This window comes from Wenyingzhuangia sp. 2_MG-2023 (assembly GCF_030548295.1).
Taxonomy (GTDB): Bacteria; Bacteroidota; Bacteroidia; order Flavobacteriales; family Flavobacteriaceae; genus Wenyingzhuangia.
The window spans coordinates 1-15,537 of record NZ_JAUOSB010000032.1 but is presented as its reverse complement, the minus strand read 5'-3'; the positions used below and the strand labels follow the sequence as shown (position 1 = coordinate 15,537).

The 15,537-nt window shown below is 28.7% G+C and carries 18 protein-coding genes; 17 read left to right on the top strand and 1 reads right to left on the bottom strand.

All coding sequences use genetic code 11. From position 1 onward, the window contains the following. From Q4548_RS16160 to Q4548_RS16085, 16 genes are all read left to right on the top strand, one after another. Positions 1-540 (top strand): hypothetical protein (locus Q4548_RS16160; RefSeq protein WP_303456924.1); only part of this gene is annotated, 540 nt, incomplete at its 5' end. Beyond that, positions 537-758 (top strand): hypothetical protein, encoded by a 222-nt coding sequence (locus tag Q4548_RS16155; RefSeq protein WP_303456921.1) that lies wholly within the window; start codon positions 537-539, stop codon positions 756-758. The genes Q4548_RS16160 and Q4548_RS16155, both read left to right, overlap by 4 nt. A gap of 224 nt (positions 759-982) precedes the next feature. Continuing rightward, positions 983-1,747 (top strand): Abi-alpha family protein, encoded by a 765-nt coding sequence (locus Q4548_RS16150; protein ID WP_303456918.1) that lies wholly within the window; start codon positions 983-985, stop codon positions 1,745-1,747. Positions 1,748-1,957: 210 nt separating this feature from the next. Continuing rightward, on the top strand, positions 1,958-2,599 hold the full coding sequence (locus Q4548_RS16145; RefSeq protein ID WP_303456912.1) for a hypothetical protein: 642 nt from the start codon (positions 1,958-1,960) through the stop codon (positions 2,597-2,599). 292 nt (positions 2,600-2,891) lie between these two features. Further along, positions 2,892-3,239: a hypothetical protein gene (locus Q4548_RS16140; protein ID WP_303456910.1), complete on the top strand. Its 348-nt coding sequence runs from the start codon at positions 2,892-2,894 to the stop codon at positions 3,237-3,239. 320 nt (positions 3,240-3,559) lie between these two features. Continuing rightward, on the top strand, positions 3,560-4,441 hold the full coding sequence (locus tag Q4548_RS16135) for a DUF2971 domain-containing protein (RefSeq protein WP_303456908.1): 882 nt from the start codon (positions 3,560-3,562) through the stop codon (positions 4,439-4,441). Between the two features lie 234 nt (positions 4,442-4,675). Beyond that, positions 4,676-5,662: a toll/interleukin-1 receptor domain-containing protein gene (locus Q4548_RS16130; protein ID WP_303456905.1), complete on the top strand. Its 987-nt coding sequence runs from the start codon at positions 4,676-4,678 to the stop codon at positions 5,660-5,662. A 207-nt stretch (positions 5,663-5,869) separates the two neighbouring features. Then, a complete protein-coding gene (locus Q4548_RS16125; RefSeq protein ID WP_303456903.1) occupies positions 5,870-6,751 on the top strand; it encodes a hypothetical protein in 882 nt (293 codons plus the stop codon). A gap of 17 nt (positions 6,752-6,768) precedes the next feature. Beyond that, positions 6,769-7,296 carry a hypothetical protein gene (locus tag Q4548_RS16120; protein ID WP_303456899.1) on the top strand — a complete coding sequence of 176 codons (528 nt, stop codon included), beginning with the start codon at positions 6,769-6,771 and terminating at the stop codon, positions 7,294-7,296. Between the two features lie 259 nt (positions 7,297-7,555). Next, positions 7,556-8,815, top strand: a complete 1,260-nt coding sequence (locus tag Q4548_RS16115; RefSeq protein WP_303456896.1) for a Shedu immune nuclease family protein — start codon at positions 7,556-7,558, stop codon at positions 8,813-8,815. A gap of 145 nt (positions 8,816-8,960) precedes the next feature. Next, the gene (locus tag Q4548_RS16110; protein WP_303456892.1) at positions 8,961-9,611 is read left to right on the top strand and encodes a hypothetical protein; all 651 of its coding nucleotides are present in this window, start codon (positions 8,961-8,963) and stop codon (positions 9,609-9,611) included. Between the two features lie 733 nt (positions 9,612-10,344). Next, complete coding sequence (locus Q4548_RS16105) at positions 10,345-10,866, top strand: hypothetical protein (protein ID WP_303456890.1); 522 nt, start codon at positions 10,345-10,347, stop codon at positions 10,864-10,866. A gap of 220 nt (positions 10,867-11,086) precedes the next feature. Continuing rightward, a complete protein-coding gene (locus Q4548_RS16100) occupies positions 11,087-11,485 on the top strand; it encodes a hypothetical protein (protein WP_303456887.1) in 399 nt (132 codons plus the stop codon). Between the two features lie 40 nt (positions 11,486-11,525). Further along, a complete protein-coding gene (locus tag Q4548_RS16095) occupies positions 11,526-12,044 on the top strand; it encodes a hypothetical protein (RefSeq protein ID WP_303456884.1) in 519 nt (172 codons plus the stop codon). A 169-nt stretch (positions 12,045-12,213) separates the two neighbouring features. Next, positions 12,214-13,062 (top strand): alpha/beta fold hydrolase, encoded by an 849-nt coding sequence (locus tag Q4548_RS16090; protein WP_303456881.1) that lies wholly within the window; start codon positions 12,214-12,216, stop codon positions 13,060-13,062. A gap of 548 nt (positions 13,063-13,610) precedes the next feature. Beyond that, positions 13,611-13,946, top strand: a complete 336-nt coding sequence (locus Q4548_RS16085; protein ID WP_303456878.1) for a hypothetical protein — start codon at positions 13,611-13,613, stop codon at positions 13,944-13,946. Here the strand turns inward: Q4548_RS16085 and Q4548_RS16080 are convergent. Next, on the bottom strand, positions 13,936-14,139 hold the full coding sequence (locus Q4548_RS16080) for a hypothetical protein (protein ID WP_303456875.1): 204 nt from the start codon (positions 14,137-14,139) through the stop codon (positions 13,936-13,938). The two genes, Q4548_RS16085 and Q4548_RS16080, sit on opposite strands and share 11 nt — an antisense overlap. 712 nt (positions 14,140-14,851) lie before the next feature. Between Q4548_RS16080 and Q4548_RS16075 the strand changes: the two genes are divergently transcribed. Then, positions 14,852-15,451: a hypothetical protein gene (locus Q4548_RS16075; protein ID WP_303456873.1), complete on the top strand. Its 600-nt coding sequence runs from the start codon at positions 14,852-14,854 to the stop codon at positions 15,449-15,451. Positions 15,452-15,537: the final 86 nt, after the last annotated feature.

Sequence of the window (15,537 nt, the reverse complement as noted above, 5' to 3'; positions counted from 1 at the left end):
AGGCTTCGGCTTAGTCCGTGTTCGAAAAGGCTCTGCTCCTTTTCTTCCCGTACTAATCCTAGCCAAAACCGTTGTAGTGCATTTATGAAAAAAATATTTACCTTAATATTAGTAACTACTATTTTTATTTCTTGTAAAGAAAATGAAAAATCTAAACTTGATTTCTCAAATATAAAAGTATCTAATTCATCATCTTTTAGAACGCATAATTTTGATAATTTAAAAAGTGTTTCATTTAAAAAAAATGGTGAAATATTAAAGAATAGCATACTTGAAATATGGAAATCCGAAAGAATTTTTATTGGTGAACAAACAAATGAATCTAATCAAATTTCAGAAAATAATTTAGTCATAACACTTGAGAATGCTAGTAAAGGAAAAAACAGTATTGAAAGAATTTCAAAAATTGAATTAATTAAGAATATAGTCATTGAAAATATCGACAATATAAATCAGTTTAAAAATATTATCATAGAATATTCTACTGAAACAGAGTCTGGAGAAATAATCGAATCAAACAAAAGATTTAAAATAAAATGATGCAGAGTATATTTGGAATTATTGGAGAATTAATTCCTATAATCGGAGGAGTTTATTGTGTCTTGTATTATGGTGGATATAAAACACCTAAAGCAAAAAATGACGAAAGTCTAAAAAAATTCAATGAGCAAAAAGAAAAGCATGGAAAGAAATTCACAATATTAGGTTATCTCTTAATTGCTTATGGTCTTTTTAATATAATTAGATACTTTATCTAAAAAACGCACTACAACACCGGCTAAACTTAATGCGGGTTCTGTGCTTTCTCAAAGTTTTGTGTATATTTACTAAGTCGCCAAATCTTGTTGATTTGGCTTAGTTTAAACCAAAAGAAACAAAACCAAACAAAAAGCTTCGGCTTAGTACGTGTCTGAAAATCTTGTCGATTTTCAACCCCGCACAAAGCCTAGCCAAAACCGTTAGCAAAAATAAAAACAAACCAATGTCAATTGAAGGAATAGAAAAATTCGCAAATATTCTAGGAGCAGATACTATTAAAAAAATATATGAAGACGGACTATCTGAATCCGTTCAAGAAACAGGAAAAACATCAACTGATTTCATAAAAGCTGCAAGACTTTTTACTGCTCCGATTCAGTACTTAGGAGCATATCAGGACAGATTAACAAAGCATCTAAATAAAGTAAGAGAAGGTGTTCCTGAGGAAAGACAAATTGAAGCTCCCACATCATTAAGCGGCCCAATTATGGATAGGCTAAAGTATTTAGAAGATGAAAATTATTTAACTGATTTATATCTTTCCCTTTTACAAAGAGCTATTGACAAAGAAAGAATTAATGAAGCTCATCCAGCTTTCTTCCATATCATAGAGCAACTTTCACCCGATGAAGCTTTCCTTTTACATAACATCTCTCAAAATCCAATAGAATATGAATATACAATGGATTTAATTGAGAAAGAAGATGGGAAAATTAGATTTGAAAACTCAAATGTAATTAAAGACACATCTCCTAAAGAAAATATAGTTTTTTCAGAACATTTTGATATGTATATCTCGCATTTAGAATCTTTAAACTTGTTAAAATGGATCGTTTCTTCTGAAGAACCAATTTTTGAAAACAGTGAAGATAGTAACAAAGGAAAACAAACAGGGATTCATAGAAAAACAAGTATATATTTGACAAAATTCGGGGACTTATTTGCAAAAGCTTGTATTCCTGAAAACAAAATATTCATATTGAAATAAATTACTTTTGCTAACACCGGCTAAAATTAATACGGGTTTTTGTTCTTGCTCAAAGTTTTGTGTATATTTATTAAGTCACCAAATCCTTTTTGATTTGGCTTTGTAATAGAAAAATAAAACCAAAAAAAAGGCTTCGGCTTAGTCCGTGTTCGAAAAGGCTCTGCTCCTTTTCTTCCCGTACTAATCCTAGCCAAAACCGTTGCCACACATATGAAAAAAAATCACTTTTTAACTTTTTCATTTTTATTAATATTGTCTTTTACTCAAGCTCAAGAAAATAAAGTTCTTTACGAAGTTTTACCTTTAATTATCAATTCTATACTTGACCGAGAAATAACTTCTATTCCACCTCCTCCAATCACTATCGAAAAATTAAAAGAAAGTAACTTCTTTGACAAATCAGAGCCAGAAAACGTTACGAAAGCTATTGAGAATTGGAAGAATTCTATCGACTATCAAAAAGAGAAAAAAAAATGGATAGAAAAAATGAAAAAGTCTGTGCCTGAAATATATGAAGGTGAATTAATTATACATGAAATTGTAGACTCAGTCAATAACACGGATGGGATACTGAAAACTCAATCCCCTAAAAATAGTTTCAAAATTAAATTGAAAGATTTAAATACAAATGAAATAAAAATTAAAGTAAAAATTATCTCTGAATTTCTTGAATTGAAGAAAATCAGGAAAAAACATCCTGAAAATAAAATTATTGGAATGATGTCTTTTAATGATTTTGAAATTAACTTGGACGAAACATTTGGTACAATAAGAGTTAGTTTTTTGAAACATAGACTAGGGGGATATGGTCTGAAAGTGCATTTTAAAAAGAAAAAAAAAAGTGGATTATAGTTGAAACAATTAATTTATATGTCTCGTAAAAACGTGTGGCAACACCGGCTAAAATTAATACGGGTTTTAGTGCTTTCTCAAAGTTTTGTGTATATTTACTAAGTCGCCAAATCCTTTTTGATTTGGCTTTGTAATAGAAAAATAAAACCAAAAAAAAGGCTTCGGCTTAGTCCGTGTTCGAAAAGGCTCTGCTCCTTTTCTTCCCGTACTAATCCTAGCCAAAACCGTTAGCAAATATTGAGAAAAAATTGCTTAATTTGAAATAAATATTATTAATATAAATCAAAAAATTATGAAACCATCAGTACAGTACAACGATAGAATTGGACACGCTTCTGCCGATATTGCAGGGATTAATTATAATCAAATAGCAGAACTTTGTAATTTAGGAAAAAGATATACTATAATTGGAATTTCATTATATGGAACTGATAAAGTTAACGTATCACTCTTATGTAAGGATAATGAAGAAAGTACTAACCAAAATGAAGTTTTAGTTACTGTTTTCCCTACAGTTGAACTGTCTGTTAGTGATGTTATTGAACGACTTAATGTAACAATTAATATTACAAATAATTCAACATACGATAATCCTAAACTTGGCACAATTCGAGAGGTGACTATTGAAGAAAATGAATAATCTTATTTTGAAAAATAAAGTTTCTAAATATTATTATAAAATTTAATGAGACGAATGAAATAAATAAAATTAACAGATAAAAAACATTTGCTAACACCGGCTAAACTTAATGCGGGTTCTGTGCTTTCTCAAAGTTTTGTGTATATTTACTAAGTCGCCAAATCTTGTTGATTTGGCTTTGTGAAACCAAAGAAACAAATCCAAACAAAAAGCTTCGGCTTAGTACAGGTTCGAAAATCTTGGCGATTTTCAAGCCCGCACAAAGCCTAGCCAAAACCGTTGTGCTTCATACAAAAAACAAAACCAAGAAATTATAAACTATGGGAACTTACACTGTAAATGGAAAATTTCCTGGAAAAAAACTAAAAGGAGAAGAGCAATACAAAAAATTATACCACTATACTTCCTTCAATACTTTTGTCAAAATTTGGTGTACAAAGAAATTAAAACTTGGAGAACTTACAGAAGTTAATGATCTTTTGGAAATGAATGGTAATATTCAAACTGAAAGCCCGCAACAAACACCGCTAATATTTGCTTATAAAGACATTAGAACTTCTTATAAGCAATTAAGTTTTACAATGGATTATGACTCTTATATTAAAGGGTGTATGTCGCCTCTTATGTGGGGAGTTTATGGAGATAAAAGAAAAGGTGTTTGTATTGAATTTGATTATAAAAAACTAAATATTCCGAACAATTTTTTGAAAGATATTGTAAAATATTTTCCTGCTGTTAAAAACGTTGTTACTCTTCCGATTGAATTAAAAACTAAAAAAGATATTAAGAATTTTGTAGAAAGAAATGCTAAAGAAAATTTCTTTATCAAACAAGAAAGCTGGAAAGGTGAAAACGAATTCCGTTTAATAAGTGATAAAAATGATTATTTAGATATTTCATCAGCAATTTCATCTGTATATCTGACATCTTATGACAGCGTTGAATGTTTATGTGTAGAGGACTTAATAAAAGATAAATGTGAAATTAAATTTATCGATTATATCAAAAACCCAAGTGGAAATGAATCTATTCCAATTACTAGAGACACTAGAAAAACAAGAGAATCTTATGAAAAAGCAAAAAGATCATCTTCAAATGTAATTAATTCAATAAGTCAACAAGCATTGAATTTTTATAACTCAAAAAAAGATGATGAAAATGCTTCATTAATATTAGAAAAATATTCTTTTAAGCAAAATTAAAAATTACGAATATAAAAGTACGAAAGCACAACACCGTATAAAATTAATGTGGGGTTTTTAGTTTAAGCCCAAAGTTTTGTGTCTGTTTATATGGTCGCTTATTCTTATTTGAGTATTTTTAGGTCGACAAAATAAAAACCACAAAATAAGTATAAGCTTGTGGCTCGGCTGACAATTCTTCGATTGTCTTCCTCCCACACTAATCTTATACAAAAACGTTACCTGCCATTAAAAATGAACGATAAAGAAAATTTCAAATATGATTTTGCAATATCATACGCTGGTGAAGAAGAATCAATTGCTAAAGGAATTCATGATGCTCTAAAAGAAAAATATGCAAATTATAGCGTATTTTTTGCTCCCAATGAACTTCATAATTTAATTGGACAAAATGGAGAAGAATTTTTCGATAAATTATTTTCTGAATCTAAACAAGTAATTGTAATTCTATCAGAAAATTATAAACGAAAAGAATGGACGAGATATGAATGGGATATTATTAGAGAACGAAATAAAGAAAATAGATGTATTCCTATAAAAATTGATAACGTTAAAATTTTAGGCTTTTCTTCTAATCAAATTTATTTGCCATTTAAGGACAATTTTCAAGCTATTTCAAAACTAAGTATTGAGAAACTTATTTTATTTGAAAAGGCACAAGGAATTGAGAGAGAAACTGATGTTATAAAATTATATAATGAATTAAAAGACTCTAAAGGAACTCTTGATAAAGCAGTTCAATTAGTATATGATTCACGAAAAAGAACACCTTTAGGAAAAATAGAATATCCTAATGGAAATTTCACTAAATCTTATAAAATAATTAAAACTGAGAAACTAAATTTTTCTCAAATAAAACGAAAAGCAATATCAATTAATATTGAAGATTTTTTGTCCAAAGAAGAAATAATCTATAATATCAAGTATTTAACTGCTGAATTTTTCAATACTGAGGAATTAGATGCTATCAAAATATTTATCTATTGTGATTCATCTAAAAACTTTCAAGGATTTGAAAAATACAACGTTGCTAAATCAGACTTTGCTCCATATGGAGAATGGGGAAAATCTGAAGAAGGTTTTGCTTATAATTTACCTGTTGAAAAGTTCGATTGGAAAATTGAATTTGAAGAAAGCTACTTTGATAAAAATTTAAAAATAGAAACAGCAGAAGAAATGGCATTGAGATTAATATTAGAACTAAATAAAAACGGCAGGTAACACCGGCTAAAATTAATACGGGTTTTGGTTCTTGCTCAAAGTTTTGTGTATATTTACTAAGTCGCCAAATCCTTTTTGATTTGGCTTTGTAATAGAAAAATAAAACCAAAAAAAAGGCTTCGGCTTAGTCCGTGTTCGAAAATCTTGGCGATTTTCTTCCCGCACAAAGCCTAGCCAAAACCGTTAGCATTTATTAATCCCAACAGTATGAAAAATATAATTTTAACATTATTTCTTATATTATTTCTAATTAATTGCGAAAAAAAAGATTCTTATCCTACAGAATTAGATAATGAAACGGAAATAGAAGATGGAACTATTCAAGATTCAAATGAAGAATCAACAGAGAGAAATTTAAATTGGATCAGATTAAATTCAACATCAACATATGATGAAAATGGAAACTTGTCAATAAATTCCGAATGGAATTACGATGAAAAAGGTAGAGAAATAGCTTCTAAAACTACAAATAAAAATAATTATTCAATTTTAAGAAGAGATTATTCTTATGAAGATAATATATTAACAGTGCATACAGATACATATGATAATGGAATAATAATTTCATCAGGAAAATCAATAATTAATTATAGAGACAATTACATTAAATTTAATTCAATAAAATCATATGATGAGAATGAAAATCTAACAATACATTCTGTATGGACTTATGATGAAAAAGGAAGAGAAATAAGTTTGGAAACTTATAATAAGGAAAAATTGGTCACTAAAAGAAGGGATTATTCTTATGAAGATAATGTATTAACCGTATATGCAGATTCATATAACAATGGAGAAATAACTTCATCAACTAAATCAATTATTGACTATAGAGATAATTACATTAAATTTAATTCAGTAAAATCATACGATGAAAATGAAAATCTAACAATACATTCTGTATGGTCTTACGATGAGAAAGGAAGAGAAATAAACTTAGAAACTTACAATAAAGGCGAATTAGTAACTAAAAGAAGAGATTATTCTTATGAAGATAATATTTTAACCGTTTATACAGATACGTATAATAATGGAGAAATAAGTTCCTCAATAAAAAGCATTATAAGCTATTATAACAAAATTGATTAACTCTTAAAAAATATTAAATGGGAAGACCTAAAAAATATTCAAAATACGAAGAGCAAAATGAATCTGAGTTTAAAAAACATTGGCTAAAAAAACTTGAGCAGCATTTTACCATTGAAGAAGAAGTTTCTGGAATACATATTACAGGAAAAAAGTTACGAATTGATGCAATTATAAAACCCAAAGACACTAGTGATTGGAAAAATAAAAACATTGTTTTTGGTCTTGAATTTAAATCTCCTACGAAAATAGATAGACTAAATAATCAATTAAATTACATGAGACAATGCGTTGATTATAGTTATACTAAATTTGGAGATTATGGTTTTATACCTATTTTATCCTGTCCACAATTTGAATTAGATGAAACATACTCTACATCTAAAGCATTGAAAACGTTAAAACATTTTTTAAATACATTTAATGTTGGCGAATTAGGAGAAACATATAGAGGTTATAGTATTTTATTTGCAGATAGTTACATTTGGTCAAGTGGTAAAGTAGAATTAGGTAAACGTTGGTTATTGAAAAAAAAGATAGGAAGCTAAATTTAACTTTACGAAATAGACATTGCAAAAAATAACAAATGCTAACACCGGCTAAAATTAATACGGGTTTTGGTTCTTGCTCAAAGTTTTGTGTATATTTACTAAGTCGCCAAATCCTTTTTGATTTGGCTTTGTAATAAGAAAATTAAAACCAAAAAAAAGGCTTCGGCTTAGTCCGTGTTCGAAAAGGCTCTGCTCCTTTTCTTCCCGTACTAATCCTAGCCAAAACCGTTGTGCGTCATACCCAAAAACAGAGTAAATGAAGGAATTTAAAGGAGAAAAAATAAAAAAGGAAACTGCCACTCAAAAGATATACTTCTTTCACGATACCGAAAATAAAGTTGAGCAAAAGTCTAAAATTGAATATAAGAAAAAGGACTTAATTGTTCATTTCCCAAGAGGATTTGAAGGTGGAGATAAATATAAAACTATAAAGAAATTCTCATTTCACGGTTTTAAAGGTAAGTTACCAGTTGGTATTGTTAAATCGGTAAATTTCGGATATGGATTTACGAAAAAACTTAATCGTTTTGCTTTTCACATAAACGATAATTACACTTTCAAAGAAGTTATCGTAGAAAAAAATGGTAAAACAGAACTTGACTTAAAAAACCATATACTATACTTATCCGATTTGAGTTTGCAGAAAATTCACGATTCGTTTGACGTAATTTTTAAGAAGAATAATGCAGAAGTGAATTCTGTTTTAGACGAAGTTCTTTACGATTTATTTCCCACAGAAATAGAAAAACCGAAAGCAACTTATATTCCTAATACAATTTCTTTGTCTCTATCAAATTGGGGACATTCAATTGACGAATTCTCGAAAGCTGATAAGAAATCAATACTTGACCTTTTTGACAAACTTTCTTTAACAACGGACTTTCTTACAGACGAATCTTTACTAAAGACTAAAGAAATTGTTGACAGCAAGTATATTCAAGGTATTATTGGAAATTACAGAGATTTAATGAAATTAGTAACTGATGGCGAATCTTTAGAAAAAAGATGGCAAGAATTCTTAAAAACTGACAGCTGGATTTTTTCTTCAATTTTTGCACAACCTGTAATTTTATATAAAGACGAGGCTTATGTTGGCGGAAAAAATATTGACAATAAAAATGGTAAATTCAATGACTTTCTAATCAAAAATAGTTTAAGCGACAATGTTTCTTTTTTGGAAATCAAAACTCACAAAACTAAACTTTTGGACAATAGTCCTTATCGAGGGGAAGATGTTTATAGTGCAACTAAAGATTTAACAGGTTGTATTGCTCAAGTCTTAAATCAGAGAGACAATTTTCAAAAAGAATTTTACCAAACAAAGGTAAAAAGTAAAGCGGATTTTGAGACTTTCAATTCAAAATGCGTTGTTCTTATTGGGAGTATAAAGGACTTGAACGATAATCAAAAATATTCTTTTGAGCTTTTTAGGAGTAATAGTCGAGATGTGGAAATAATAACATTTGACGAATTGCAAAATAAAATAGAGAGTTTACAGACATTGATGAAAAAATAAGTACGAACGCACAACAATGGCTATAAGTAATTGCTTGTTCTCGCCTACTTCTGAAAATCCGCGAGGATTTTCAGCTTGGTGTGTACTTGCAAAGTTAAGTGCTAAACCACGCAACTACTCATAGCCGAGACCGTTGGCAAAAATTATGAAAAACCTAAATTACACGTTTTTAATAATATTATTAGTATCAACGTTGAATGTGAAAGCACAAATTAAGGAAGAAAATATTCTTAATGTAGAAAATCACAAACTTGATTCGTGGCAATTAGACATATCCAGAAAAGAAACTAAAAACATACTAGATTATTATCTTTTACTCCCAAAACAATTATTCGAGACTGAAATACCAATATTTAATGACTCTGAAGAGTTCAGAAAAAAAGCGGTAAGAGGAAAAACAAATGGTAAAATCGTAACGAAGTATGGTTATTTAATAGCTCAGCCATTCGATAATATTGAAATGGCATTATTTAAAGACAGAACAAATAACATTGATATTATTGGTTTTATCCTAGGTTGCGGAGAACCTCCAATTCAAACTTGTTCTTATGGATTTATCGAATTTAATAGCATTACTAATACATGGAAAAACCGCTTTGACATATTTCCCTGGAAAGAATTTTATGAAAAATGTGAAGCCCTTAGAAAGTACAGTGAATTGAATTATGAAGAAGTTTTTTGGCCTAATTTAATTTTACCAGAACAAGGAACTACAGTCGAGATAATTGATGTATATGGAATTACGAATGTAAATTTCAGAGCTTTTTGGAATGGAACAAAATTTATAATAAAATAACTTTTGCCAACACTGTATTAAATTATGAATTTAACTCTCATTTTATATAAACCCTTTAATATTATATTTTTTATAACGATACTTTTAATAATAATTTTTGTTAACTATTATAACAAAATTTTTGTTCCTAAAAAAATATCAAAAAGAAGAAATAAAGTGTATTCTCTACTTGAAAGAAAATATGGTAAAGCACAAATTCTTAATGATAATAAATTAAAATTCATTATTCATAATCGAATTATAATTTTCCATTACTATGCTTGTACAATTCCTGGCCAAAAAACTAATAGACTAAACATATATCTCGATATTTCACACTTAGAGGACAAAATTAAAAACTTATGCGAAATTCATTTTCACTGCCATGTAATTAATAAAAAACTATACATAGTTGAAAGCGTTCCATCTTATTTAAATAATTCTATAAAATATCTAGTTATGAAATCTGAAAACTCTATTAATAAAATTCTGTCTGAATCAGAAAAATATATAAAAGAAAAACTTTAGCCAACAACTGCTCATAGTTAATGCGGGTTTAGTGTTTTCCCAAAGTTTTGTCTATATTTACTAAGTCGCCAAATCTTGTTGATTTGGCTTTGTGAAATTAAAAAGAAACAAACCCAAACAAAAAGCTCTGGCTAAGTACTTGTCCGAAAATCTGTCGATTTTCAAGCCCGCACTAACCATAGCAAAATACGTTGGGTACAAGTTGAAAACGAAAAATTTGAAAAAAATGTCTCTTCCTGAAAATTTTAATATTAATGATAAATTAGAGAATTTAGCTAAGAGAGAAAATGAACTTTATTCAGCTATTATTGAATTATCAAAAAAAGAAAAATCTAAATCGAAAATTGGATTAAGTCAACATGAAATATTTAATGAATATGCTCTAATTCACGAAAATTATGCAATCCTATCAGAAAAAAATATTGAAGCGTTAAAACGTGGATTGTTCATACAGTGGTACTGTTATGTTGAACCTGATTATCTTACAGGAATACGAAATCTTAATAAACAAAATGAAAATTTAATATTGAGTAATTTAAAAATTGTTTTTTGCTCCAAAAATATCGACAAAGAATTATTATGGATGACAAGTTTTTACATTCAAGATAATTACCTATTTGATTTATATATTGATACATTTAATTACAAAAAATACGTGCCTAAAAATGAAAGTAAACCTTCAAAACTTCTTGAATATGAAAAAAGAGGACAAATGGGAATATTTTGGAATTCAATAATTAATCGATAAAAACCAGTACCCAACACCGGCTAAACTTCATGCGGGTTTTGTGCTAACTTCAAAGTTTTGTGTATATTTACTAAGTCGCCAAATCTTGTTGATTTGGCTTTGTGAAAACCAAAGAAACAAAACCAAACAAAAAGCTTCGGCTTAGTACGTGTCCGAAAATCTTGGCGATTTTCTTCCCGCACAAAGCCTAGCCAAAACCGTTGTACACAATTAGAGAAAGATGAATTTTCAGAATGAAATTAATGTAATAACAAAGGAGGTAATTGCTGAAATGGAAAAGGTTCCTTTTATGAATAGAACTAATGAGGATAGATTGTCAGCGATTGGAAATATCTATTTTTTGTATTCTAATGGAAATTTAAAATATATTGGTCAGAGACAGGCTATTGGTATAAAAACTCGTCTTGACCAACATCTGTTTGGTAAATCTTACTCTGTCAATGAAAATAATGTTCAAAACGGAACTGTTTCGAAATGGAATATGGTAAGTAAAGAACTTGAAAAAGGGAATGAGATAACTTTTAAAACAGTGCTTATTAAACCCGACAATCTCAGGACAACCATTGAATTGGAATTAATTGCTCATTTCAATCCAGAATGGAATATTCAGGGCAAATAATTAAAACATTCTCATTGTATAAAAAATGAACAATCTAAAAATGAATAAAGAAGAAAAAGAATATCCTTTAATTGACAAGTTCCTATTTCATATGTTTGACATAAAAGATGTTGACTATTTAATTTTAAAAGGACATATTTTGACAGAACATTCTCTTCATTTTTTCATTGAAATGACTTCGGTAGAGAAACTAAATTTTGAGAAAGTAAAATTTTCTTATTCAAATAAAATTGAGATTGCGAAAACATTGGGACTCTTTAAGAATAACGCAAAACTGTACTCGGAATTAAAACTATTAAATAAACTTAGAAACTCAATCGCACATAAGTTGAAATATGATGAAAAACTATTTGCTGACTTTATAAAAGGATTTGAACCATATAAAGATTTCTTTCAATCTGAAACTTTCAAAAAACTAAATATTAGTGAAGATGTTTTTAAAGAAAATGAAAACGGAGAGATTCCTGAAAATGGAAAATTGAATATGTCTATGTTATATATTTCAACAATTTGTATGAAAATATTTTCAGAAGGAGTTAAAATGAAAAAAGAAAAATAACTGTGTACAACAAAGTATAAAAATAATAGCCTAAATAGCAGTAAATATGAACATTGTAGCCCGCGTAATATTTAGTTGTAGCTTGAAAAATTCGAGTTCCGAAGTCGGCTACTATTCTTATACAAACCGTTGTATGCCATTTAAAAAAACGAATAAATAGTATAAAATCTTGAAAAAAACGAATAAAATAGATTATAGAAAAAATCTAATTGAAAAAATAGAAGAATCGGTTGAACAAAAAGAAATTACTGTTGACTCTGTTAAAACAGCCTACTTATCAGCAGGAAATGGTTATCCTGTAATTTTTCTCCACGGAGGTGGAGCTGGAGCAATTACTTGGTATCCATCGATTGGTCCTATATCTAAAAAGTTTCAAGTAATTGCTCCTGATATTATTGGATATGGAGAATCTGACAAACCTAATGCTCCTTATGACCGACCATATTTTTCAAAATGGCTAAAAAGCTTCCTGAAAGAATTGAAAATATCTAAAGCTCATATCGTTGGATTATCTCAAGGTGGAGCTATTGCCTTACAATTTACTATAGACAACCCAGAGATGGTTGACAAACTTGTTTTAGTTGATTCTGCTGGTTTAGGAGCTAAAGCATCTTTTGGTTCTATGATTGGAATGATATGGATGAATAGTTTTCCTTCATCACTGGCTAATCGTTTTAATTCTCCCTATATACTTCATACTCCATCAAAAAGAGATCCAAACCATAGTCTTTACTCAATTGCAGTCATCAAAGATAAAGGAGGTAAAAATGCATTTAAACAAGGTCGAGGTTCTGCAGTATCTAAAATTCCCGAAGAATTATTAAAGCAAATAAAAAATGAAACTCTTATTATTTGGGGGGAAAACGATAAATTATTTTCTGTCGAATATGGTGAAGCTACTGCTAAAATAATCCCAAATGCAAAACTTCATCTAATTCAAGATGCGGGTCATTTACCATTAATAGATCAAACGGAAATTTTTAATGAAATTCTTATTGATTTTTTAGAAAGCGAATAAAAAACGGCATACAACACCGGCTAAAATTAATACGGGTTTTGGTGCTTACTCAAAGTTTTGTGTATATTTACTAAGTCGCCAAATCCTTTTTGATTTGGCTTTGTAATAGAAAAAATAAAACCAAAAAAAAAAAGGCTTCGGCTTAGTCCGTGCTCGAAAAGGCTCTGCTCCTTTTCTTCCCGTACTAATCCTAGCCAAACCCGTTGTAACCCATTTAAAAAGTGAGCGGTAGTAATAAAATGACAATACACGAAAGAGCCAGACTGCAAGCTTTTAAGAATGTGCAGGAACGTCGGAATGGAAAATTGAATAGTAAAGAGAATGAAAATAATAAAAAGCAAAACGGATGTTTCTGATAAAAAAGAAACAGAAGGAAATTGAAGATAGGAATAAAAATAGCAAGTGAGCGAAATAAAATTAGTGAATGAACAATGGTCTGTTTACAGAAAGTTTTGTTCGGTATAGTGAGTCGTACTGCTATGCCTTTGATGAAACTAATTTTAACTGAAACTCACTTGCTTAATATATAAAGAACTAAATAAAAAATTATGTACATTGAACTAAAATCAGAAAAACTAAAGAAAGAATTTGATTATCTTGTTGGTAAGTCATATTATCCATTTGGTAAAGAAGGTCGAGAATTTAAAATCAAAAAAATTATTTCGGAACTAAAACCACTGAAAATAAATCATTCTCATTTAGTGGCTAATCAAAAAGAAAATCCCTACTACAAAGAAGAACTAGAACAACAACACAAAAATGGTGAAAACTGGAATGTGATGTTAGTTATTGAAAATTCCAATGACAGTATGAAAGAGGAATTAGAGGTTGCATTAAAAAACTTGAAAATTAGACACGATATTGATAAAATGTTTAATCAGTAGCATCTTTTACCATTTGTTGTCTTAAGTTTTTATATTTTTTTTCATCCATATCTAACGAATATGTTTTTTTCATAAATTCAATCGTGTTAAATAAAATTTTCTCAGATTCCTTGAAAGTTTTACCTGACAATAAAAATGTTATATCTAAAATTATTACATCATCTTTAGTACAATCAATTTTAACATCTGACATAAAAAAACGGGTTACAACACCGTGTATAATTAATAGGGCTTAGTGTTAGTTTATAAAATTATTTGCTTTCCCAATCTACGAGATTATGTAAGTCTTAGTCTATACCTCGCCCTACTAATCATACACAATCTCGTTGCCTTTAACAGCGCAAATTTCGTCCGAAATTTCGCAGTTACCGAAACGGTTTCTTTTCTCAGAAAATTGAAATCACGTGACTCCGCATTTTTTTTGAAAATTTCTAAACTTGAAAACTTGTCTTTTAATTGAATGGTTTAAGCTTTTAAAATTGTAAATCCTTAATGCATCTTCATAAACGATAGTTATTGGCTCAAAACACTCAAATATCGTAGCAGCGCTGAATTTAATCTAAAAATTTTGAAAAATTTCTAATTAATAAAAACTCATTCTTTATCTGAATTTATAACTGTGTGTTTGAATTCTAGTAATAACGCTGAGTTTTTGAGAATTTATGTTTTATAAAAATATTAATAGCTGAAATATAATTTTATTAGATTTTAAAGTAGTTACGCTGAATTGAAAACAACAATGTATACTGCTAAAAGGCAACAACGCATAAAAACAATTTGTGTTTGGTTTCTTTCTCAATGTTCTGTACTTTTAAACCATGTCAAATCAGCTCGTTCGAAAAGGCTAGGCCTGTTTTCTCACAAACTGATTTTTATACAAAACCGTTACCTAACATCGTAAAAAAATGATAATTTTAAGAAGATACGGAACAAACCCAATAACAATGAATCTTATGATTTCTTCGATTATGGGTGCTGCTTTTGGTTTAATGCTTATTAAAGTTCCCGAAATCAATTTATTCGTAAAATTCGCTGTAGTAATTTTTGTATTTCTTTTTTTTCTATCATTACTATATTTAGCTCAAAGAAGATTTTTAAATATTATTAAATTCTCTGAAACAGATAATATTTTTAAAACTGAGAATATTTACAATAATAAAAAAACTATAAAAATTGAAAATATTGAAACAATTAGTTTTATTGAAAGTAAAGGATTAAAAAGCAGAACAAAGGGATTCAAAAATAAAAATCTATGTATTAAAACATATAAAAATTTACAACCACAAATATTAGAAATTGAAGATCTAACAAACTACAAAATCGGAATAACTATTGTCAGGAAAATTATTGAAAAATATGACTTAACAACAATAATTTATTTCAAAAACAAATACCAATTGAAACCATCAATTTTAAAAGTTGACAAAGTCTCAAATAATGAGACAACGAAAGAACTTGAAGCTATTCTGAATAATCAAAACATTAATCTTACTATTAAAAGATAAAACGTTAGGTAACACCGGCTAAAATTAATACGGGTTTTAGTTCTTGCTCAAAGTTTTGTGTATATTTACTAAGTCGCCAAATCCTT